23 protein-coding genes are annotated in these 21,936 nt (G+C 52.2%); 14 read left to right on the forward strand and 9 right to left on the reverse strand.

Going from position 1 to position 21,936, the window contains the following annotated elements; genetic code table 11:
- Positions 1–14 precede the first annotated feature (14 nt).
- The 4 genes from DFR26_RS06470 to DFR26_RS06485 are packed head-to-tail and all read left to right on the forward strand — an operon-like array spanning position 15 to position 4,506.
- Positions 15–899, forward strand: a complete 885-nt coding sequence (locus DFR26_RS06470) for a metal-dependent hydrolase (RefSeq protein ID WP_116208124.1) — start codon at positions 15–17, stop codon at positions 897–899.
- A 45-nt stretch (positions 900–944) separates the two neighbouring features.
- Positions 945–1,970 carry a gluconate 2-dehydrogenase subunit 3 family protein gene (locus tag DFR26_RS06475; protein WP_116208125.1) on the forward strand — a complete coding sequence of 342 codons (1,026 nt, stop codon included), beginning with the start codon at positions 945–947 and terminating at the stop codon, positions 1,968–1,970.
- Positions 1,967–3,676 carry a GMC family oxidoreductase gene (locus DFR26_RS06480; protein WP_116208126.1) on the forward strand — a complete coding sequence of 570 codons (1,710 nt, stop codon included), beginning with the start codon at positions 1,967–1,969 and terminating at the stop codon, positions 3,674–3,676. Before DFR26_RS06475 ends, DFR26_RS06480 begins: the two co-directional genes overlap by 4 nt.
- Entirely contained in the window at positions 3,673–4,506 is an 834-nt protein-coding gene (locus tag DFR26_RS06485) for a ThuA domain-containing protein (RefSeq protein ID WP_116208127.1), read from the forward strand. The genes DFR26_RS06480 and DFR26_RS06485 overlap by 4 nt, the downstream gene beginning before the upstream one ends.
- On the opposite strand, the gene DFR26_RS06490 is transcribed toward DFR26_RS06485, so the two are convergent.
- Positions 4,503–4,742: a DUF2789 family protein gene (locus DFR26_RS06490; RefSeq protein WP_116208128.1), complete on the reverse strand. Its 240-nt coding sequence runs from the start codon at positions 4,740–4,742 to the stop codon at positions 4,503–4,505. The two genes, DFR26_RS06485 and DFR26_RS06490, sit on opposite strands and share 4 nt — an antisense overlap.
- A 99-nt stretch (positions 4,743–4,841) precedes the next feature.
- Between DFR26_RS06490 and DFR26_RS06495 the strand changes: the two genes are divergently transcribed.
- Positions 4,842–6,200, forward strand: coding sequence for a class II fumarate hydratase (locus tag DFR26_RS06495; protein WP_116208129.1), 1,359 nt, complete (start codon positions 4,842–4,844; stop codon positions 6,198–6,200).
- Between the two features lie 2 nt (positions 6,201–6,202).
- Here DFR26_RS06495 and cypR read toward each other — a convergent pair whose 3' ends face one another.
- A complete protein-coding gene (cypR, locus tag DFR26_RS06500; RefSeq protein WP_245953028.1) occupies positions 6,203–7,276 on the reverse strand; it encodes a transcriptional regulator CypR in 1,074 nt (357 codons plus the stop codon).
- 80 nt (positions 7,277–7,356) lie between these two features.
- On the opposite strand from cypR, the gene DFR26_RS06505 reads away from it, so the two are divergent.
- The 4 genes from DFR26_RS06505 to DFR26_RS06515 all read left to right on the forward strand — a co-directional run bounded on the left by DFR26_RS06505 (position 7,357) and on the right by DFR26_RS06515 (position 10,338).
- Positions 7,357–7,677: a 2Fe-2S iron-sulfur cluster-binding protein gene (locus tag DFR26_RS06505; RefSeq protein ID WP_116208131.1), complete on the forward strand. Its 321-nt coding sequence runs from the start codon at positions 7,357–7,359 to the stop codon at positions 7,675–7,677.
- Between the two features lie 25 nt (positions 7,678–7,702).
- Positions 7,703–9,085 (forward strand): cytochrome P450, encoded by a 1,383-nt coding sequence (locus DFR26_RS06510; RefSeq protein WP_116208132.1) that lies wholly within the window; start codon positions 7,703–7,705, stop codon positions 9,083–9,085.
- 114 nt (positions 9,086–9,199) lie between these two features.
- Positions 9,200–9,376, forward strand: a complete 177-nt coding sequence (locus DFR26_RS11085) for a hypothetical protein (RefSeq protein WP_181899003.1) — start codon at positions 9,200–9,202, stop codon at positions 9,374–9,376.
- Between the two features lie 302 nt (positions 9,377–9,678).
- Positions 9,679–10,338 carry a ParA family protein gene (locus DFR26_RS06515; protein ID WP_116208133.1) on the forward strand — a complete coding sequence of 220 codons (660 nt, stop codon included), beginning with the start codon at positions 9,679–9,681 and terminating at the stop codon, positions 10,336–10,338.
- A gap of 30 nt (positions 10,339–10,368) precedes the next feature.
- Here the strand turns inward: DFR26_RS06515 and DFR26_RS06520 are convergent, their stop codons facing one another.
- The gene (locus DFR26_RS06520) at positions 10,369–11,247 is read right to left on the reverse strand and encodes a fatty acid desaturase family protein (protein ID WP_116208134.1); all 879 of its coding nucleotides are present in this window, start codon (positions 11,245–11,247) and stop codon (positions 10,369–10,371) included.
- Positions 11,248–11,375: 128 nt separating this feature from the next.
- On the opposite strand from DFR26_RS06520, the gene DFR26_RS06525 reads away from it, so the two are divergent.
- Positions 11,376–12,398, forward strand: a complete 1,023-nt coding sequence (locus DFR26_RS06525) for an AraC family transcriptional regulator (RefSeq protein ID WP_116208135.1) — start codon at positions 11,376–11,378, stop codon at positions 12,396–12,398.
- Between the two features lie 31 nt (positions 12,399–12,429).
- Here the strand turns inward: DFR26_RS06525 and DFR26_RS06530 are convergent, their stop codons facing one another.
- On the reverse strand, positions 12,430–13,887 hold the full coding sequence (locus DFR26_RS06530) for a flavin-containing monooxygenase (protein WP_116208136.1): 1,458 nt from the start codon (positions 13,885–13,887) through the stop codon (positions 12,430–12,432).
- A 53-nt stretch (positions 13,888–13,940) separates the two neighbouring features.
- The gene (locus tag DFR26_RS11295; RefSeq protein WP_116208137.1) at positions 13,941–14,093 is read right to left on the reverse strand and encodes a helix-turn-helix domain-containing protein; all 153 of its coding nucleotides are present in this window, start codon (positions 14,091–14,093) and stop codon (positions 13,941–13,943) included.
- A gap of 29 nt (positions 14,094–14,122) precedes the next feature.
- Here DFR26_RS11295 and DFR26_RS06540 point away from each other — a divergent pair, with 29 nt between their 5' ends.
- Positions 14,123–14,806, forward strand: coding sequence for an IS6 family transposase (locus DFR26_RS06540; protein ID WP_116208138.1), 684 nt, complete (start codon positions 14,123–14,125; stop codon positions 14,804–14,806).
- A 175-nt stretch (positions 14,807–14,981) separates the two neighbouring features.
- On the opposite strand, the gene DFR26_RS06545 is transcribed toward DFR26_RS06540, so the two are convergent.
- The gene (locus DFR26_RS06545) at positions 14,982–15,326 is read right to left on the reverse strand and encodes an AraC family transcriptional regulator ligand-binding domain-containing protein (RefSeq protein WP_116208139.1); all 345 of its coding nucleotides are present in this window, start codon (positions 15,324–15,326) and stop codon (positions 14,982–14,984) included.
- A gap of 195 nt (positions 15,327–15,521) precedes the next feature.
- Here DFR26_RS06545 and DFR26_RS06550 point away from each other — a divergent pair, with 195 nt between their 5' ends.
- Positions 15,522–16,373 carry a sterol desaturase family protein gene (locus DFR26_RS06550; protein ID WP_116208140.1) on the forward strand — a complete coding sequence of 284 codons (852 nt, stop codon included), beginning with the start codon at positions 15,522–15,524 and terminating at the stop codon, positions 16,371–16,373.
- Between the two features lie 30 nt (positions 16,374–16,403).
- Here DFR26_RS06550 and DFR26_RS06555 read toward each other — a convergent pair whose 3' ends face one another.
- The 3 genes from DFR26_RS06555 to DFR26_RS06565 form a co-directional block, all read right to left on the reverse strand.
- Entirely contained in the window at positions 16,404–16,979 is a 576-nt protein-coding gene (locus DFR26_RS06555) for a TMEM165/GDT1 family protein (protein WP_116208141.1), read from the reverse strand.
- A 45-nt stretch (positions 16,980–17,024) separates the two neighbouring features.
- Positions 17,025–17,492: a hypothetical protein gene (locus tag DFR26_RS06560; protein WP_116208142.1), complete on the reverse strand. Its 468-nt coding sequence runs from the start codon at positions 17,490–17,492 to the stop codon at positions 17,025–17,027.
- A 132-nt stretch (positions 17,493–17,624) separates the two neighbouring features.
- On the reverse strand, positions 17,625–19,643 hold the full coding sequence (locus tag DFR26_RS06565; protein WP_116208143.1) for a Tad domain-containing protein: 2,019 nt from the start codon (positions 19,641–19,643) through the stop codon (positions 17,625–17,627).
- A 141-nt stretch (positions 19,644–19,784) separates the two neighbouring features.
- On the opposite strand from DFR26_RS06565, the gene DFR26_RS06570 reads away from it, so the two are divergent.
- Both DFR26_RS06570 and DFR26_RS06575 read left to right on the forward strand, forming a co-directional pair.
- Complete coding sequence (locus DFR26_RS06570) at positions 19,785–21,434, forward strand: copper resistance system multicopper oxidase (protein ID WP_116208144.1); 1,650 nt, start codon at positions 19,785–19,787, stop codon at positions 21,432–21,434.
- A 2-nt stretch (positions 21,435–21,436) separates the two neighbouring features.
- Positions 21,437–21,936, forward strand: a 500-nt coding sequence (locus tag DFR26_RS06575) for a copper resistance protein B (protein WP_181899004.1), incomplete at its 3' end; no start/stop codon positions are given.

Below are 21,936 nucleotides of genomic sequence, written 5' to 3' on the forward strand. Positions count from 1 at the left end.
GCGGGAGATAGCTCATGGCACGTCAACAGTATCAAGAAGCGATTGTGGTGCGTCGAGATTTAGATTTCGGGCTCAGTCACGATGACATTCCGCGCTATTGGATGGCGGGTGACGCCTTTATGACGCGTGTCTTCGACGCTGTGCAGTCGACATTTCCCGATGGCGAGCGCTATTTCATCTCGGCCGTTCGCGCATTTCGCGATCGTATCACGGACCCTAAATTGCTTGCCGACGTGAAAGATTTCACGCAGCAAGAGGGCCAGCATGGCCAGGTTCATACCCGCTACAACGACCGACTGCGTCGCCAAGGTATTGATATTGATGCGTTTACACGGCGCACTCGGGTCATCACGGAACGTCGCCTAAAAAATCTATCGCCGGAATACAACATCGCCATGACGGCCGCGCTTGAGCATTTCACCGCCATGATGGCCGACTTATTTTTTGCGGAAAAAACTATGATGCAGGGCGCTGATGCGCGCGTTCGCGCATTGTTTGCCTGGCATGCCATTGAGGAGATGGAGCACAAGGCCGTGGCTTTTGATGTTATGCAGCAAGTCGCTGGTGTGGGTTACGCCACACGTGTGACCGCCATGACGCATGCCAGTGTGCTGTTTTCGCTCTACACCGTGGTGTCACCGTGGTTTATGTTGGCGATGGATGGCTATTCGAAAACGGAGCGTCTGAAGCTCTATGGCAAGCACTTAGGCTGGATGTTTGGTCCGCGCAAGGGCATTTTGCCGCGTCTATTGCCCATGTTGGCGAGTTACTATCGCCCCGGCTTTCATCCCAATCACATCCCCACCGTGCATAACTACGCCGCCTGGCTCGAGACCTTTGAGCGCACCGGCGACTCCATCGCCGCGGCCGATGCCATGCATGAGGCTGCCGTGGCTTAACAGCACAACCCATCGGTACTCACTTAAAATAACAATAGGTGCCACATGACGTTACCCGCCATCCCCCGTCGTCAATTATTAAAGACGGCATTAGCTACCGCCGCTGTGCCGCTCGTGGGTATTCCGCTCACAGCCTGCCAAGATGACTCAACGAGCCGCCCTGATCGGCGCTTGCCTACGGCAAAGCTGAGCCTACCCATGCAAACCGGGCCGATGTTCTTGAGCGACGCCGAGATGCAACAGCTGCGTGCATTGGTGGCCACCATTGTGCCCGCCGACACCGCCCCAGGCGCCGATAGCGCGGGCTGTGCGGAGGCGATTCAGCTTTTGTTGTCGGCGTTTTCTTTTTCGCCGCCGATGATTTTTGCTGGCGGGCCGTTTTCAAATCGCGCGGGTTCATCGGTCAATCATTTCGAGCAATTTATTGAGCTCGATAGCTATGAAACGCTGGCTTGGAAGCTGCGCATTGAAGGCACGCAAGGGCAGAGCGAGCGCACATTTAATGGTGAGCAGCGCGGCTGGCAGAGCATTTATCGCGAGGGCTTAGCTGCGCTTGATGGGCTGTCGCCACTGGGCTTACGCTTTGTGCAGATGCCCGCCATCACGCAAACACTGCTGCTGAAAACCACGAGCGATGCGGCGATTGTCGCCATGATGGATATTGCCGTGACGCAGACCATGGAGTTTATGTATGGCGCGCCCGAATACGGCGGCAATGCCGACTTGGTGGCCTGGCGATACACGCAATATGAGGGCGATGTACAACCCACCGGCTATACGCCCGAGCAAGTGATTGAGCCCGATAACCCCGGCTTGCTGGAACTGTTGGGTATTCGTCGCGGTGAAAATCAGGGCGTTGGTGGTCCGCGTAACACGCCGCGATTAGGCGCTTTATTGCCTGTGCCGGAGATTACCGATGTGCCCATTATTACGGCGATTTTGACGCGGCTTATTGCCATGGGATCTGACGAATTTAGTTTGGCGATGATGATTGATGGTCAATCTAGCCGCGAGCGCATTACTGCGTTCGTGACTGCCAAACAGCCAAAGGCACCGGGAGAAGGCTCATGAGAAAGAGCGCCATTATCATTGGTACCGGGCCTGCTGGCAGTGCCGCCGCGTGGGAGCTATCGCGCAACGGTTGGGAGGTGGTGATGCTCGAGCGTGGTCGAAATTTGCGACCGGGCTTGGGCGAAAAGCCGAGTGCGGAATTAGGCACCCTCTATGGCAGTGATGAGCTCAAGGGTCTGCGCGCCTTTGGCTTCCCGGACCCACGCATGGAGCCGATGACCGGGCGCACGCAATCTGAGGCCGCCCAAGGCGTAGACCGCAGTGCTCAAGGCTTGGTGGTCAATATGGGCGCGGCGGTGGGCGGTACGGCCATGCATTACAACGCCAAGTTTCCTCGTTTTTGGCGGCAAGATTTTACGCAGCTCAGTGATCTTGGCCCCGTCAATAACGCCACGGTGGCCGACTGGCCGATTAGCTACGATGACCTTGCGCCGTTTTATGATGAGGTGGAGCAGCACCTCGGTGTGCAGGGTGATTTGTCAAAAATCCCTGAGTTTGTCAAAGCGCAATCGCCACGTACGCGCGACTACCCCATGCCGCCGAATCCCACCGGTTATGCTGCACAACTGTTGGCGGAGGGCGCTAAGGCCCTAGGCTATAAACCCTATCCTTACCCGGCAGCGGTCAACTCGGTTAGCTTCGATGGCCGTCCAGCGTGTAACTCCTGCGGCTTATGCTCGGGTTTTGGTTGCCCCATCAATGCCCGTAATGATGGCCTCACGGCCTACTTGAACCCATCCATGCTGAATCAAAAAGTCCGTGTGATTGCTCGTGCGCTGGCCTATAAAATTGAAACGAATAGTCTCGGCACACGGGCCACGGCGGTGCATTATTACGATGAAGCGGGCCGCTCGCAGCGCATTAGCGCCGACCATATCTTGCTGGCGGCGAGCCCAATTCAAACCGCACGCTTGCTGCTCATGTCAGCCAATGCAGCGCATCCGACAGGACTGGGTAATCGCTCAGATCAAGTTGGCCGCAATATGATGTTTCATAATTTCACCATGGGCGGTGCGATTTTTGCGCGAGACATCCAAAGTCTGCGCGCGCAAAGCACGACTTTAGAGGTCGATGAATTTGTGGGGCCGTTTACCGGTCCCGAGGTGAAAGCCTTGGGCGTGCCCTATATTAAAGGTGCGATTGTGCAGCTTGGCAGCGGCTTGCCGTTGGTCACTGAGGCGATGAACTATTTGGGTTTTGGTCTCGATGGTCTGCTGCATAAGCAGGTCATGAAACTTTCGCCTATGCGGCTGCGTATTGCGGGTCTACAAATGGTCGGCGAGGATTTGCCGCAGGCCAATAACCGTATCGATTTAGACCCTACCGTGAAGGATTTTCGCGGTCTGCCAGCGGCGCGCGTGACGTATGCGCCGCATGCCCATGAAAAAGCGGCGGCGGCTTATTTGGCGCCGCGTTTAGAGCTGATGTGTTTGGCTGCACCCGGCGCTATTGCCGCGGCTGTGCTGCCCAATCCATTGCTCAGTGATGCCGCTCCGACCACATTCCATCAGGCGGGCACCACGCGGATGGGGCTCGATCCCGAGCGCTCGGTGTGTGATCGTTTGGGCCGCCTACACGATGTTGACAATGTTCACGTGGTCGATGGTTCGACCTTTGTTACCTTTCCTGGCTTCAACCCAACGCTGACCATTTTAGCTAATTCACTACGGATTAGCCGAGCCTTAGCCGGCGGAGTAGCACCATGACTCGTTTGCTTGTGGTATTGGTGATGTTGCTGGCGGGCTGCCAGGGCGATAGTGCGCCACCGGCAAGCTCTGTGGCGAGTGCTGAGCGCTCGGACTTTAAGATTTTGGTGTTCTCGAAAACGGCAGGTTTTCGCCACAACGCCATTCCCGAGGGTATTCGTCTGCTCAATGCCTTAGGCCTAGAAAATAACTTTGGTGTCGATGCCACGGAAGATGCGAGCGCTTTCACGGCCGAGAATCTAGCGCAATACCAAGCCGTTGTGTGGTTAAACACCACCGGCACGGTGCTTGAGGAGGAGTCTCAGCGGCAAGCATTTGAGCAGTTTATTCGCCGTGGTGGCGGTTATGTGGGCATTCATGCGGCCGCTGACACCGAATACGACTGGCCGTTTTATGAGCAGCTCGTGGGGGCTTACTTTAAATGTCATCCATTGCAGCAATATGCCACGTTGATTAACGAGGCGCCTACTGAGCCGAGCATGCGCTCGATTCCGTTGCGTTGGACGATTTACGAGGAGTTCTACAGTTTCCAAAGCAACCCACGTGAGCGCGTGAACGTGCTCATGTCGATTGATGAATCGAGCTATTTGCAGTCGCCCAACACCACCAATTTGCCGGGTTCGCCAAGCTTTCCATTTGGCGAGTCGGGGACCATGGGCGACCACCCGATGGTTTGGTGTCATGACAATTTAGGCGGCGTGGCGTGGTATACCGCACTCGGTCATGGCGACAATATGTATCGCCTGAACAGCTTCAAAACGCACATTCTCAATGGCGTACTCACGGCGGCGCGCCAGATTCCTGCAAACTGTCGCGTCGCGAAACCCTAGTCTGCGCTGCGCAAGGCCTGGCTGAGCTGGTCAACCACCACCGCCCAGTCAGAGTCTAGCGCCACCGCTTCGCGCAGAAAGCTGGCTTGCGAGTCCGACCAGCACACAGCCTCCGGCAGTGGGCAGGTATCGGCAATCGGCCGATGCGTCGCAATGAATTGTTGAATCTGCGCATCGGAGTCGGGTAGGCCGAGCTGCTTAAACAGCTCGCTCATGGAATGATGAACACTTTGCATGGCAATCTCCTCATCTGTTCATCTCTACGCTATACCTATCGACCTCGGTTTGCACCCTCGCTAGAGTGGTGATGTCTGCCGCAGAGTGGAGGGAATGAGATGAGCCATCGCCTAGAAACTGACAGCCTCGGTGCGGTTGAAGTGGCGCAAACGGCCTTGTTTGCCGCGCAAACGCAGCGTGCGCTGAATAACTTCAAGATCAGCTCGCTACGCATGCCGCCGCGATTTATTGCCAGTCTTGGGCTGATTAAAGCCGCCTGCGCGAAGACCAATAGCGCGCTGGGATTGCTCGATGAGACCATGGGCGAGGCGATTTATGCGGCCGCGATGGCGGTGGCGGCGGGTGAGCATGACGACCAGTTCCCGGTGGATGTGTTTCAGACCGGCTCAGGCACCAGCACCAATATGAATGCCAACGAGGTCATCGCCACGCTGGCGAGTCGGCGGCTGTCCACCACGGTGCATCCCAACGACCATGTGAACTGCAGTCAAAGCAGCAATGACGTGATTCCCACAGCCATTCATGTCAGCGCGCAGCTGGCCCTTGAGCAGCAGCTCATGCCGGCGTTAGAAGACCTCATGCGCGCTATTGAGCGGCGCGAGCAAGGCCTCGGCGGCCAGCTGAAAATCGGCCGAACCCACCTCATGGATGCGCTGCCGATAAGCCTTGGCCAAGAATTATCCGGTTGGCGTGCGCAGCTTAGCTTAGCTGCTTCACGCATTCGCGATAGTCAAACGCGCTTAGTGCAGCTGGCGCAAGGTGGCACGGCGGTGGGCACCGGTGTCAATGCGCCGGCGTCGTTTGCTGAGCAATTTGCCCAGGCGCTATCGCGCTTAAGTGGGCAGCACTTTCGACCGGCCGATAACGCCTTTGCCGCCATCAGCAGTCAAGATACCGCCGTTGAGGTATCCGGCCAGCTCAAAACCTTGGCGGTGGCGTTATTGAAAATTGCCAATGATTTGCGCTGGATGAACAGTGGCCCGTTGGCCGGCCTCGCTGAGATTCGCCTCGAGGCCTTGCAGCCGGGCAGTAGCATCATGCCGGGTAAGGTTAATCCGGTCGTGCCAGAAGCCGTGGCGATGGCTGCCGTGCAGGTCATGGGCAATGACACCACCATCAGCTGCGCCGGCGGCTCGGGGAATTTTCAGCTCAATGTGATGCTGCCTGTGATTGCCTATAACCTGCTGCAAAGCATTGACGTGCTCGCCGGCAGCTGCCGAGCGCTAAGCCCTGTGATCACGGCATTTAGCGTGAATGCGGCCGCGCTTGAGGGGCCGCTAGCGCGCAACCCCATCTTAGCCACGGCACTAAACCGTGACATTGGCTATAGCAAGGCCGCCGACATCGCCAAGCGCGCCTATGCCGAAAAACGACCGATTTTGGCGGTGGCCATCGAGATGACGGATTTAGACCCGGATTATTTGGCCGCGCTCTTGGCGCCGGACAAGCTGATCTGACGCTACGGTGTGGCCATCAGGCGATACGCATGGGGAGACATGCCATGCCAGCGTTTAAAGGCGCGCCGAAAATTGGCACTGTCGTGATAATTCAGCAGCGTGGCAATGGTCTCAACGGAGAGCGTGGTTTGGCGTAAATACTCGCTGGCCTGCTGCGCCAACAGCGCATCACGCAGCGGCCTAAAGCCCGTGCCTTCGTCTGCGAGCCGCCGCGCCAAGGTGCGCTTGCTCATAAACAGGGCGGCGGCTGCATCGGCCTCGCTAAAGCCACCGAGCGGGTGCGAGAGCATGATTTTTTGCACCTGATACACCATGCTGTGCTCATGGGCATTGAGCTCGGCGAGCATTTTTTCGCAATGTTGCATGGCCAAAGCATAGCTGTCGCGATTGGCTGAGGCATTGCTAATGTGGCAGCTCGCCAACGGCACTTTCATGCACAACTGTGGCGCCGAAAAGGTGTAGCTTCCAGACAAATAGCGGCTGTAGCTTGCTGCATAGCTCGGTTGTTGATGGCAAAAATGCGCCTCTGCCTCATGCAACGGCCGGCCAATAATGAACTCAGCGCATTCAAAAAATACCACGGCAAATGTCTCGGATAGCACGCGATAGACCGCGTCACTGAGCGCGACGGTAAAGCGAATATGGCAGTGCAGCTCTCGCGCGGTCTCCGTTAGCGAGAGCTGCGCAAAACTCATGCGCGTGGGCAAGAAGGTTTGAAACGCCTGCAGCGCCATCAATAGGTTTTGGCTGGTGCTGGCGAGAATACCCATCGCGCCATGTGTCGATGGCGTCAGGCGTTGCCCAAGGCGTAGGCCAAAATCTGCGTGCGGGCTTAAGGCAAGGCCATTGGCAATAATTTGAATCTGTTGGGCCGCGGTGAGGTAGGTGTCTTCCTGAGTAAACTGATCGCTGGTGAGCGAGGTATGTGCCAGAAGTGTTGGCAAGTCGCGCACCTGCAGACCCAGCTCGCGGCCAATGAGTCGTGAGTAATTCGATGGGATGCTGGCGATGTCCATGCGAAAACCTGTCGTGAGCGTGCCTGCCACTGTCTTGAAATGACCCGTTGTTGTCAACAAATGACCTCATTTATTCGCGCTAATGCTCATAAAGTCAGGTGAGATCGGTGCTATTTCAGTCCTAGCGGAGAGATGAATAAATGACCAAGCTAATTTTTGTCACACACGATGGCGCCGCGCATGAGGTCGCTATTGAGGCCGGCAAGTCGCTGATGCAGCACGCCGTGGAAAATGCCGTGCCTGGTATCGATGCCGACTGTGGTGGCGCCTGCGCCTGCGGTACCTGCCACGTCATGGTTGCGTCGGAGTGGCAGTCCGCGACAGGGCAGGCCGATGCCATCGAGTCGCAAATGCTCGATATGACCCCTGAGAAAACCGCCAATTCGCGGCTTTCCTGCCAAATCATCGTGACCGATGCGATGGCCGGCATGGTGCTGCACCTGCCCGAATTTCAAATGTAATGCGGCCCACCATGAGGAACATGCCATGACCTTTATTCAGTCCGTCAGACAAAAAGCCGAGGCGCTGCTGCCCATCCATTGGCAAGTCAAAAGCGCGCACGCGTATCAGGTGCTGAAGCGGCAAGTCACGCAACAGCCCGAGTTTCCGGCCTTTGTTGAGACGCCGATTCCTGATGTCTCGCAGTTGCGCCTCGAAGACATTGATCTCAGCAATCCGTTTTTATACCGCCAAGGCCAGTGGCAGGCTTACTTCAAGCGTCTGCGCGATGAAGCCCCAGTACATTATCAACCGCGCAGCGCCTTTGGCCCGTTTTGGTCGGTGACGCGTTATGAAGACATTTTATTTGTCGATAAACGCCATGACCTGTTTTCAGCGGAACCCATTATTTTGCTGGGTGATCGGCCTGATGGCTTGGCGGTCGAAACGTTTATCGCCATGGACCCGCCCAAACATGATGTGCAGCGTCAAGCCGTGCAAGGCGTGGTGGCACCACAAAACCTAAAAGAAATGGAGGGGCTGATTCGCCAGCGCGCGCAAGAGGTGCTCGACGAGCTGCCCATTGGCGAGCCCTTTGACTGGGTGCAGCGGGTATCCATTGAGTTGACGGCACGCATGCTAGCGACGTTATTGGACTTTCCCTATGAGCATCGTCACCGTCTCGTGTACTGGTCAGACCTTGCGGCGGGCAGTCCCGAGACGACTGGCGGCGCTGCCGATATGGACGAGACGTTTCGGGGTGTGGCCGACATGGCCAAGCAGTTTGCTGAGCTCTGGCACGCAAAAGCGGCCATCAAACGCGCCGGCGGTCCTGCGGGGTTCGATTTGATTAGTCTGCTGCAAGCCAACGAGGATACCGCCGACTTAGTGCATCGGCCCATGGAGTTTATTGGCAACTTGGCGCTGCTGATTGTTGGCGGCAATGACACCACGCGTAACTCCATGAGCGGCGGTGTGCTTGCGCTCAATCGCTTCCCCGAGCAATGGACTAAGCTCAAGGCAAACCCGAGCCTTATCCCCAATATGGTCTCGGAAATTATTCGTTGGCAAACGCCGTTGGCTTATATGCGCCGCGTTGCCAAGCAAGATGTCCTGCTCAACGGCCAGCTCATTCGCAAGGGCGATAAAGTGCTGATGTGGTATGCCTCTGGCAACCGCGATGAGCGAAATATTGAGCATCCAGACGAGTTTATGATCGACCGCAAACAGGCGCGTAACCATTTGGCCTTTGGCTTTGGTGTGCATCGCTGCATGGGCAACCGCTTAGCCGAAATGCAAATTCGCATTTTGTGGGAGGAGCTGTTGCAGCGCTTCGATGACATCACCTTGGTGTCAGAGCCGGAGTTGGTGCAATCGAACTTTGTCCGTGGCTATTCAAAGATGATGGTGACAGTGACGGCGAAAGCCTAGGTGCTTATTCACAGCATCAGCGGTGTTTTTTGTATATACATTGACTATCATATAGATAGTCGCTATGGTGTGTTTGCGTGAATGCACTACGAAAACTGAGCGGGAACTCATACGATGTCCGACAAGTCGTCGAAAAAGAAGAACGCTCAACTCATCATCCGCATTACTGAGGATGAACGAGCGAAATTTGTTGCTCTATGTGAGCAGCAAGATACTAGCGCCGCTCGTGAGATTCGTCGTTTCATTCGCGGCTACTTAGATCAGCATCAGGCGGATGACCGCCAACGATGACTTACTGCGCTGAAGCGCTCATCACTTGGAGAAATACCTCATGGCGAACGTGAAAAAAGCTTTAAAAAAGGCCGTTAAAGCCACAAAAGCAAAAATTTCAAAGCAAGAGAAAAAGCTGAAAAAGCTGGCTAAGAAACTGAAAAAAGCCTAAATCAGCTCTCGAAAAAGCCCCGGATATCGGGGCTTTTTTGTGTTTGATCAACAACCGACTCCTATGGACACCATCACAACTGATCGTTAAATGCACATTTGTAATATTGGCGAGGTGGCAAGCGATTTTATATCTATGCTATTGATTACCAATGGCAAAAATCATTGTTGTGGCCCACCTCAAAGGTGGTGTCGGTAAATCCACTTTGGCGACTACTTTAGCCGCTTATTTGGCACAAAATTTCCGTGTTGGCTTGCTCGATGCCGACTTACCGCAGGCCACTAGTTCGCAGTGGGCAGCCATTCGTGCTGACGCCAATATCGTCACCTTGGGCTGTGAGAGTGCTTCGCGCTTGGCCGAAATTACTGAGCAGCTAGATGCGCAATGTGACGTGATCGTGATGGATCTGCCGCCACGCAGTGTAAAATTTTTACGCGAAGCAATGGCTATTGGCGACTTATTGTTGTTGCCACTCACGGCTTCGGCACCGGATGTGTGGGCCACCGAGTCCGTCATGCAAGTCGTCAATGAGTGCAAAAAAACAAACTCGCGATTAAAAACACGATTGGTGTGGAATAGATTGCGTGCAACACGCGCCACTCTTGACTTCCTAGATGGCACAGCCAAAGCCTTACGTGCTAAAGAACTAAGCTCTCACTTAGCACTCCGAACTTCCTATGTTGAGTGCATTGGGCGGGGCCTTTACGTGGAGCAATGGCATGATCCACGAGCAAAGGCGGAATGCAGACTTTTACTCAAGCAGATTATTAAGCAGGTAAAGTTAAGCACCGCTGAGTTTTCGTCTGGTTAAACGCACTATTTATACGCAATTATGTCTACCTCAAACCGGTTGCCGACTAAAGATGCCGACAATCGGGGTGTTGTGCGCCTTAAGTACCGGCTCAATGTCACGGTGCAGCGCGTGGTAGTGATAAAACGGCACCCGTGGGAATAAATGATGCACCGAGTGCAAGTTTTGCCCCAGCCAAAACCATTCCAGCGGCTTCATCCAGCGCGGCATGATGAGGCTGCTGGTGGTGCGGTAGCGCTCGGTTTGGTCGTAAGGAAAGTGTGGCCGGTAGGCGAACCAGTAGGCGGTAAACATGCCACCCAAGACATAGCCCAAAAGCACCACCGCTGCCGTGCCGGGCTGATCAACCAGCGCCAGAAAGGCGATGCGCCAGCCCAGCGAGGCCATCACCTCTAGGCAGTAAATGCCGCGTTCTTTGCGCGAGGCATGATCCCATCCGTGCTTCACGAAGAAGCTATTTTGCGTCCAGAGAAATTTGAAAATTGTCAGGATGAACGCCAGCGCGCCTTTGCTCATGTTGCTGACAACAAAGTCGGGGTCTTTGTCGGCTTGGTTGGTGTAGCGATGATGCGTAAAGTGCTCCACGCGGTGCGAGGCATACGGAATAGCAATGATGGGCGCGACTAAATAACCGCAGAGATCATTGAGCCATTTGTATTTGTCTTGCTGGCCATGAATATTGCCGTGAGCGGCTTCGTGCAGTGGGGTGTAGGACATATAGGTCAATACGGCGCAGGCAAAAAATGCCAACCAAGGCGATAGCAAGCCGTTGGCAAACAGCGCTAAAGTGCCCCAAAACGCGATGACCACGCAGAGCGTGAGTAGCATGGTCGGCCAGGCCATGTGGCCCATATAGTGTTTGGCGCTGTGGATGGCCTGTTTATTTAATGCGGCGCGGTCAAGATCCATCGTTGTATTCCTCTGAGTACCGAGTGGTCACCATAGCGTCTACTGGCAATGATCACTACGGCCACGGTGGCCAATGATCGTGACGCTGCGGCCAACATTGTTCCATTGTTAACAAGGCATCCTTATTTATGTCCACGCAAGAAAAGCAGATGCACCCAGCGGCTGTGTGCCAAGTCATGATCAACTTTGCTGGTCATCGCAGCGTAGATAAAGCGAGCTGTCTACTTGGCACGGGTATCACTGAGGCAGCGCTATCGAGCGTGGAAGGTTTGGTTAGTCGTGAGCAAGAAATGCGATTGATCGAAAATATAATATTAGCCACGCCAGAGGGGCCAGCGCTGGGTTTTGAGCTGGGTCTGCAATACAGCTTGGCCACATTTGGGGTGTGGGGCTTTGCGCTGCGTACCAGCAAAACCCTGCGTGACGCGGTCTTAATCGGTATTCGCTATTTGCCTCTCAGCACCGTCTATTGTCAGGTTGCCTTGATTGATGAGGGCGATGACTTTGGCATCAGCCTTGACCCCAGCAGCATTCCGCTGCACTTGAGACAGTTTTTGCTAGAGCGCGATATGGCGACCACGATCAATTTGATCAAGGAGCTGTCGCTCTCAGGCTTTAGCATAAAAAAACTGCAATTTGCTGGCCCGCCCAGTATAGATACCGAGCGTATTGAGACGCTCTGTGGCATCAAGCCGATTGTCGGTGGTAAGAAAAATAGCATTACCGTGAGTCGTGCAGAGGCCGATTTGCCGTTTGCTAACTACGATGCGGACTTAGTTTTATTATTAGAAGCGCAGTGCCGCTTGCGCCTACAACGAATCAGCGCCTCAGGTGTGGCTGGGCGTGTTCGGCAAAAGCTCTTAGGCGACCTGAGCCTGAGTTGCTCACTGGATGATGTCGCCACGGCGCTTGCCATGTCAGCCCGAACATTAAGGCGAAAACTCGAGCAGGAAGACACAAGCTTTAGCGATATTGTGGATGAAGAGCGCCGGCAAATTGCCTTATTACTACTCGAAAACTCATCCATGAAAATGGACGAGTTAGCGGCTTATTTGGGCTTTATGGACGCCGGTGGGTTTGTGCGCGCGTTTCGTCGCTGGTTGGGTTGCGCACCGAGCGAGTACCGCGAGTCGACAAGGCGTCGTATTTAGGTGCTCACTGGTCAGGCTCTAAAGCGCTGTCCTAAAAAAGCTGTAGCGCGCTGTCAGTTAGCGCCTCTTTCAGCAGCATGTGCTTGTCTTTGCCGTAATGCATGGTGACTTGCCATGGCGCAGATCGTCCTTGGCGCGGCATGATGTCTTTAGCGCGCTGCACATAGCCCGACTGTAGGCTGTCAACGATGCCGGTATCGAGTGCCATGCCAGGTGAACCTTTGGGTAATGCTACTGATTTTCCTTCAGCGTCTAAATGCTTAAATAAACGACACAGATAACGTCCCGCTAAGTCGGCTTTCAGCGTCCATGGCGCATTGGTGTAGCCAAAAACCCAGGCCAAGTTGGGAATATTTTCGATTAATAGACCCTTATAAACCATCTGCTCATTGAGATGACGCGGCTGGTCATCAACCGAAATAGTCATGCCGCCGAGCATCTGTAACTGCAGCCCTGTGGCACTGATGATTATATCGGCTTCCAGCGTTTTACCTGATTTGAGTAAAATGCCATTTTCGCAAAAACGATCGATAACATCGGTTTCAATCGAGGCTTTGCCGCTGCGCAGGGCATCAAAAAGGTCGCCGTCTGGTACGACGCATAGGCGCTCATCCCATGGCATGTACTGCGGAGTGAAATGACGCATATCGATGTGTTGACCAATCTGCTTTTGCACTTGCCCGAGTAAAAATTTGCGCATGGCATTGGGCCAGCGGCGGCAAGACAAATACAGTGCGCGCTGAATGGCGATATTGCGGCTGCGCGCTAAATTAAACACCCAACTATCGGGCAGAAACTTAGCTAATACATCGGAGATTTTATCTTTGTTCGGCAGGGCAAAAACATAAGAGGGTGAGCGCTGCAACATGGTGATATGGCGCACTTTTTCCGCCATGGCGGGCACCAGCGTGACAGCCGTTGCGCCACTGCCGATGACGACAACGCGTTTGTTGCGGTAGTCGAGGTGCTCAGGCCATTGCTGTGGATGAATGATTTGACCTTTGAAACATGCTTCGTCAACAAACTCAGGCTGATAACCTTGGTCGTGATTAAAGTAGCCGGTACAGCTAATTAAAAAGCGTGCAGTAAAGGTTTGCTCTTCACCGCTGGCTTCGTCTCGCGTGACCAGCGTCCATAATTTATCTGTCGATGACCAGTTAGCCGTTTGGGTTTGCAGGCCAAAATGAATTTTTTCATAGAGCTTAAACTCTTTGGCTGTTTCAATAACGTATTCGCGGATTGCCGGGCCATCAGCGAGGACTTTCGAGGCCAGCCACGGCTTAAATCCATAGCCAAAGCTGGCCATGTCCGAGTCAGAGCGAATGCCGGGATAGCGAAATAAATCCCAGGTGCCGCCCAGTGTTTTGCGGCGCTCAATGAGTGCGATGGTCTTGTTCGGAAACTCGCGTGCTAAGTGACAGGCTGTACCAATGCCTGAGAGTCCGGCACCAATAATCAGAACGTCTAGCGGTTTTGTTGTTGTTTGCATGTCTGAGTCTCATAGCGAAGTGACTTTATGACTGTACGAGTCTTCTTAAACAATTAATTGGCATTCGATGACAATAAATTGTCTTTTGACGACAGGCTCAGACGATAAGCGCTAGGGGTTTGGCCATGCCAGCGCCGAAAGGCTCGGTTGAAGCTACTTTGCTCGGTGTAGCCAAGCAACCCAACAATTTGCGACGGTACTGACAAGTTAACTCGACGCTTGTGATAATTCGCGTATGAGTACCTACAAACGACACCGTTTTCATTCCAGCATCATCAGCTACGCGGTGTGGGTTTACTACCGCTTTAACCTGAGCTTCCGTGATATCGAGGACTTGCTGGCAGAGAAGGGTGTCTCTGTCAGTTATGAGTCGATCCGATTGTGGTGTATCAAGTTCGGACCCGCTTATGCTCGCAAGCTCAAGCAAAGACATCGCGGATTTGGCGATACGTTTTATCTTGATGAGGTATTCATCAAGATAAACGGAAAACAACACTACTTGTGGCGAGCTGTCGATCAAGATGGTGAAGTGGTCGATGTCTTTGTTCAGAGTAGGCGCAATGGTGCGGCGGCAAAGCAGTTCTTCAAGCGCTTATTACGCAGCAGTGGCGGCGAACCACGAACGATAGTCACTGATAAATTGGCAAGCTATAAGGTAGCTCAGTGCGAGCTAATGCCGACTGCTCATCACAATACTGCTAAGTACGCGAATAATAGAGCTGAACAATCGCATGAGTTGACGCGATTTCGAGAGCGAGGAATGCGACGGTTTAAATCGCCGAGCCAGGCTCAGTTATTTCTAACGAACCATGCAGCAGTTTCCAACTTATTTAATCTAGGCCGACATCTAACTTCAGCAAGTCATTATCGACGCAGCAGGACAGCTGCGTTCGCGACGTGGAGATCGGTGGTTGCTTAAAGGCACCAGGGTCAACTATTGCTGAGCTAAGAAGTTAACTTGTCAGTACCCAGTAGCGCGCCGGCGAGCACGGCAATGCCGCGGCTAGGGGGAGACACATAGCCGTTGATAATACAGCGATCTAGCAAACGAGCGAGGATGTAGCCAATGCCACCACCAATGAGTGGGCCAATAATCAGCTGTAGCGTAACGAATTGAAAAAAGCTTTCAGGCGCATCATTGATGTAGGTGCCGATAGCCTGCGCTGCCAATGATGTAATGCATGGCCTAGGGTCAGAGATTTTGCGCGCAGATTGGTGAGAGCCTCGCCTAGCACATCGAAGTTTTCCAAACCTGCATTTTGACCCGCTTTTATACCGAGCAAGGGATCATGAAGAAGCTCGCTTGCGCTAAGGTACAGCCGAAAGTAATCCTCTACAGCGACAATGTCCGGCGGGTTAAGCATCCATAAATCGCTAACAGAAATAGCATCAGCAAGGGCAGATAAGCGGCCGCCTTGTTGAAGGTAAGCCACGAGCATGGGCTGAATGTACGCTCCAACCACAAAGTTTAGTGGTTGGTTGCGAGAGGCATCTAACTCTGGCTTATTGATGATTTATTTCGCCTTTTAGTAATTTTTATTCGTAATCAAGCAATCAAGCTACGTTATAGCAGGCTAGGATGCTTTTCAATAAACAGTAGTTTTCAATACCCATACGATTAAAATGGATGGTTTATGGACAGCACCTTTAGTGTATTTGGGCTGTGGGAAGGCTTTTATAACGACCCTTGGTTTTGGCAGTTTCCCATGGCCACGCTGGCCATCAGCATGGCGGCTTTTTTGCTTGTCGCAACGCCTTGGACAATCGTTGCTTGGCTGGATCCTGTCGCGCTGAGAAAATATAAAATTCAGCAAAAACCGTTTGAGGTTAAAAGGTTTCTGCTGCCGTCTATCGGGCGCATTCTTCTTAACAACGCTATTTTGGCCTCGCTGCTGGTGCTGAGCTGGCCGCTGCTCAAACTCACTGCCGTGCACAATAACGAACTACCAATTTGGTATGTGATTGTGGCGCAATTGCTGTTTTTCGTGCTGCTAGATGATTTTCTGTATTACTGGATGCATCGTTACATGCACGAGAACAAGTGGTTGCTGAGGCATGTGCACAGCGTGCATCACAGGGTTCGTAACACCTGCGGTATCAACGGCAACTATATGCACTGGCTGGAGTATTCGTTAACCGCAACGCTGACCTTGATTGGCCCGATTCTTCTGGGAGCGCATCTGTATGTCGTATGGGTTTGGGTAATTATCCGGCAAATTGAAGGTGCAGATGGCCACATTGGCTATGACATTCTCTGGAATCCAGTGCATTTGCTACCTGTGTACGAAGGCCCTGTTTATCACGATTTCCACCATGCTAAATTCAAAGGCAATTACGCTGGGTTTCTACCGTATCTTGATAAATACATGGGTAAAACACACATACCTGCGTACTTGAGGTATGTGCAAGGAAAGAAGAAAGGCTTAACGGCGGTAGAAATTGAGCAGCAGGAGAACGTGCAGCACGCAGCTGAAAAGACCGGTTAATGAGCACTGACAAGCCAGCCCGTTAGTGCTCTATAAGCCTAAATAAGAGCCAAGGCCGAGTAAAATTGCGACGCCCATGATGGCAAAAATTGCGGCGACTACACGATGTATCCATGTGGTTGGTAATGAGCTGGCGAACTTATTACCTAGAAGCACGGCGGGAGCATTGGCCAAAAGCATACCCACAGTGGTGCCAAGAACGACTGCGATAAAACTTTGGTACTGGGCGGCAAGCGCGACCGTGGCTATTTGGGTTTTATCGCCCATTTCAGCAATGAAAAATGCGACGACGGTGGTGCCAAAAACGCCTAATGACACGAACTTGGTATCACCTTCGTCGAGCTTGTCGGGAATCAAAATCCAGATAGCCATGATAATGAAACCAATGCCGAGCACCCAGCGTAAAACCTCAGCATCTAATAGATGAGGAATCCACGTGCCAAGCGCACCGGCCATGCCATGGTTGAGTAGTGTCGCTACTAAAATGCCGAAGATGATGGGGGCTGGCTTACGAAATTTCGCAGCCAGCATAAAAGCCAAGAGTTGGGTTTTGTCGCCCATTTCGGCAAGCGCCACGATACCGGTTGAGACTAAAAATGCATCCACGCTGGATTCCTATGGTGGGTCTGGTTGCAGCGCATTATATGTGAGCTATTGGAAGACATGCTCGATTGCATCGATAACCAAACCAGTCACGGCGTTGATTAGCAAAATATCTTCCCCAACACGGACCACTTTCTGGCCAGCAGGTGTATTTCCTAACTCGTATAGCAGGTTGCGGGGCAGGTTGTAATAAATCACGTCGGCTGGCAATGGCTGACCTTTAGCCCATTTTTTGACTTGTCCTGGGGCTTGGCAAGCATTGTTTTTCTTAGCTAAGCCTGGAGGACAACGGCCAGAATTCTTAGCTTTGGTACTGTAATAATCGCTGATCTGCTTCGATCTATTCTGGTCGAAATAATTAGTGTGACGTTTCTCATCATGCTTTTTGCCATGACCATGATCCGCTGAGTGATTTCCACCATGCTCAGCAAAATCAGGCTTTTTAGCAAAAACAGGGCTGCTAACTAGCAGACTTAGGCCTACGGTGATTGCTGCAAGATTGTTCCAGGATTTCATGACATACCTCTAGATAGTGTGTGGTGCTCAATGCCTTGACTGACAATATTGAAGACCTACGCACATTAACGACTGATTATGACTTGCCGCCTACTTGAGCAAAAATTTTGAGCTGAGGGCGCTTACCTGTGCCTACATAACCATGGATACGCCTTGGTTTGCGTGGCAGCTTAGGTTTGCGGCAACCTCTGTTTTTGCCAAGTCTAAGCCAAGGTTTTCTATTAAGAACGTTAGCAATGGGTCAAGCAGTGGCGATAGAACTGTGCTTATGGCTGTTTTTAGAAGTGCAACGACCGTGTTTGTGACACTTCCTACGAGCATCAGCACTGAGCCCAACGTATTGCCATTAGCCTCGTAAGCGGTAATTTCTGGCCCTGATAACGTGTCTCTAAGGCTTTCTATAAGGCTTGCTGAGCTAATCGATTGATACACTTGGCTCCCACGGGTTTCCGCCATGTTTCCTAAGTCAGGTAAGTTTTCCTCAGCGGGAGACTCAAACAGAAGCGTACCTTCAGCTCCAAAGACAGATGATTTGACCTTTAAGCCAAGTCCACCGGCGGCAAATGGCACTCGTGCACCACAGCCGAATAATATCGAGCAATGCTTAATGCCGAAGTCGACAAGTGGTATTGGTAATACCGTGGGCTCTGACTGAGCAGACATTACCTGCTCCTTAGCATCGTTTGCGGAAGTGCCCATCTTGCCAATACGAAGGGTTGCTGCAGCGGTTTTAACCGGCACAGTTAGGGATTTCTCATTGCCTTGGCAGCTAAAGTCAGTCACTCGAGCATCACCGCCAGCAAGATCTAGATTGATATCAAACCGGAACGGGGCGGGCAGTAATAAAATGCTTAACTGGTCTTGCCCACCAAGTAACACGCCTAAGTTCAGGCCAAGTAAACCATTTATCACGCTAACTAATGGGCTGGCTAAGTTGCTCACGGCAGTACTTAGGCCTGAGACTAGTGATGTCAGTTCATTACTAAGCGATACACTGAAAACCATACGAAGCTGTGCCGAGCGTACATAAATTCTATTAGGGCTGTTATTTACAGCTAGATATGCCTCATCTTTCGCTGCTGCAGGGTCGCCAATAGCGGCAAACTGTGGTGGTTCGATGACCTTGATGGCGAGATCGACCGTATTGCCTAATAGATCAATAGGGATAACAGCACTGACGGCATTATGTTGGTTGGCAAGCAGAATAATGCCTTGGATAAACTGATAGAGCTGCACTCGCGCTTTAGCTCCATCGTAGTCCGCGTCAGCTGCAAGGCTAACGACTTCACCTAGTTTGAGTTGGCTTGAACTAACTGAGCTGGCCAATAAAATTTGATCGAGGGCGACAATCGCCTCTAAAGCATTGAGTGTGACTTGCGGAGTGCCATTTTGCTGCTCTAGTACATCAATTGCTGCTTGGATTAGCTCTCCCGTGCTCACTTCAGTGGAGAGAAGGTTGTCATATTCACCAGCACTAACGCCGATGTTGACGGCTAGTCGATCCATGAACTCAAAAATATCGATATCGGTATGAATAAGCCCATTCCAAGCACCAACTGAAATGTTCAAGTTGCCACCTAGTAGGCCGCCAAAAACGTCGCTAAGCAACTTTGCTTTACTGTTTTTAGTGATATTTACATTGAGCAATGTGCTGCGCAGGGTAAGCATGGCTAAAGGGCTGCCATTTGCACTTGCTACGGCACGTGCAGAAATTGTGATGCTTTCACCAAAGGCGCCGCCGGCAATCATGCTTGCTGGCGTAGTTTGGCTAAGTGAAATAGCAATTGCCTTATTACTACTGCTAGCGGTATCGAGTTGCCGCATATGATTATTAACAATAATGTCGCCGCACTCTGGTAATGCTAGTTGATGCTCAGCGTCGAGAGTAAATCCGTTACGGGCTAAGTTTTCTTGAGCAATTTGCTGTGCCGACCCATCATCACATCGGCCGCCACGGACAGCTACTTCAAGAGCGGCTACATCAGCTTGCCTTTGTAGGGTGCGTTTGATGACATACAGACGTCCTGTGTCTACAACCAAAGCAAGGCACATTACGCCCAACAGCATAAAACTCGTTGTCATGAGCATGACCGCACCACGTTCTTGATGCTTTGTAGGGCGTATCTGTTTAACGCGCGCTAAGTAGCTCATACAAACTACTATGTGGCTTTGAACGATCCTACTCTGTGGTCAAATCTACGTTTGTTGTATGAAATTGGTTGCGAATGTCGGGCTTTTTGCATTCATGCTCGATACTGCTAGCGTGTTTTCCAAGAACTTCATAGGTGTTGTATGGCTAATCAATTTTCACGTAGGCAGTTTGTTCAAGGCATTGCCGTAACGGGGCTCGCAGTGAGCTCAGGCGCTTGGGCAACGTCGGCCATGCCAGAGATAGGTCGCATGCCCATGCCACATTTAAAGGGCAAGCGTTTTGACCTATCGATCGATAAGAAGTTGGTCAATTACACCGGCAAATCTAAGATTGCTACGGTGATTAATGGCAGCTTGCCTGCGCCCGTGCTGCGCTTCAAGGAAGGTGAGACGGTCACCATCAATGTGACCAATCACTTGAAGGAGTGGTCATCAATCCACTGGCATGGGCTTTTACTGCCCTATGAGATGGATGGCGTACCGGGCATTAGCTTTGAAGGCATTGCCCCTGGAGAGACGTTCACCTATCAATTTCCTATTCTTCAAAGCGGCACATACTGGTACCACTCGCACTCAGGCTTTCAAGAGCAAAAGGGCATGATGGGGGCGATTATCATTGAGCCTCGCGAAGGTGAAATTGTCAAAGCCGATTGTGATCATGTGGTGATGCTTTCCGACTGGACTGATGAAAACCCTATGGTGTTGTTGAACAAGCTCAAATCTGAGTCCGACTTCGACAACTATCAGCAGCCGACTGCTGTGCGTTTCATCGCGGATATGCGTAAAAGCGGCTGGAAGAGCGCAGTAGAAAGCCGAAAGATGTGGAATGAGATGCGGATGAGTCCCACGGACTTTACGGATTTATCAGCAGGCACGTACACCTATTTAATGAATGGCACCAATCCTGCATCGAACTGGACAGGGCTATTTAACAAGGGTGACAGGGTTAGATTGCGCTTTATCAATGGCAGCGCCCAAACGATTTTTGATGTGCGCATTCCGGGCTTAAAACTCACGGTCATTGGCACCGATGGGCAGTTGGTTGAGCCCGTTACGGTGGATGAGTTTCGCATAGGCGTAGCTGAAACTTACGATGTGCTTGTTGAGCCTAGCGATGATGCCTATACGATTTTTGCACAAAATATTGATCGCTCAGGCTTTGCTCGAGGCACGTTAGCGATCCGTGATGGCTTGTCTGCGCCGGTGCCAGCGTTAGATAAAGCTCAATGGCTGAGCATGAGCGACATGATGGGTGATATGTCGGGTAAAACGACAGTAAAGCATGCCAGCACAGAATATGGTTTTAGCACCGACATGCATGTCGATTCGCCGCGAACAAACTTAGATGACCCAGGCGTTAACCTGCGCAATAACGGCCGCCGAGTTTTAACCTATGCCGACTTGCGCTCCATTGGTGAAGCCAATAATGAGCTGTCTGAGCCTACGCGCGAATTAGAGCTGCATCTAACTGGCAATATGGAGCGCTATATCTGGGGTTTCGATGGCCTAACGTTTCAAGAGTCTACGCCGGTTTATATAGCCAAAGGCGAGCGCGTACGGATCACATTGGTCAACGACACCATGATGACGCACCCCATGCATTTGCACGGTATGTGGAGTGATCTTCGCGACGCGAATGGCGACTTTCAAGTTCGCAAGCACACCATCATGGTCCAACCTGCGCAGAAAATTTCCTTCGATGTAACCGGCGAGGAGGGGCGCTGGGCATGGCATTGCCACCTGCTCTATCACATGGAATCCGGCATGTTTCGTGAAGTGGTGGTGGATTAATTATGAAAATTGTATTCGCGTTAAGCGCACTGTTGCTGAGCTTTCCCGTTCTGTCGGCGGAGGCAGTAATGGATCATTCGAATATGCAAATGAACGGCATGGACATGGGCGAAGGCTCTATGGATATGTCGGGGATGGATATGAGTAGTGGCTCCATGGATCATTCAGGCATGGATATGAGCAAAGGCTCAATGGATATGTCTCACATGAAGCATGGTGCTATGAGCATGGGCTCTATGAATATGGGCAAAATGCAGGGAGGTAAAGCGCCACCCGATGCTCGCAGTCCAGACTACTCGCAAGGCCGTGACTTTGGCCCAATACCGCCGCCGAAAATGATGGGTAACGGCATCATGGGGAGTGTGTTGTTTAATCAGCTAGAAGTTGCCAGCAGCCAAGGGAAAATAAACTCTGGCTACGATGTCGATGCGTGGGTTGGTACTGACTGGAACCGCTTGGCATTAAAAGCTGAAGGGGAAGCGGCTGATAGCAAACTCGAGGA

The sequence above is a fragment of the Paraperlucidibaca baekdonensis genome (assembly GCF_003387535.1).
In the GTDB taxonomy this organism is placed as follows: Bacteria; Pseudomonadota; Gammaproteobacteria; order Pseudomonadales; family Moraxellaceae; genus Perlucidibaca; species Perlucidibaca baekdonensis.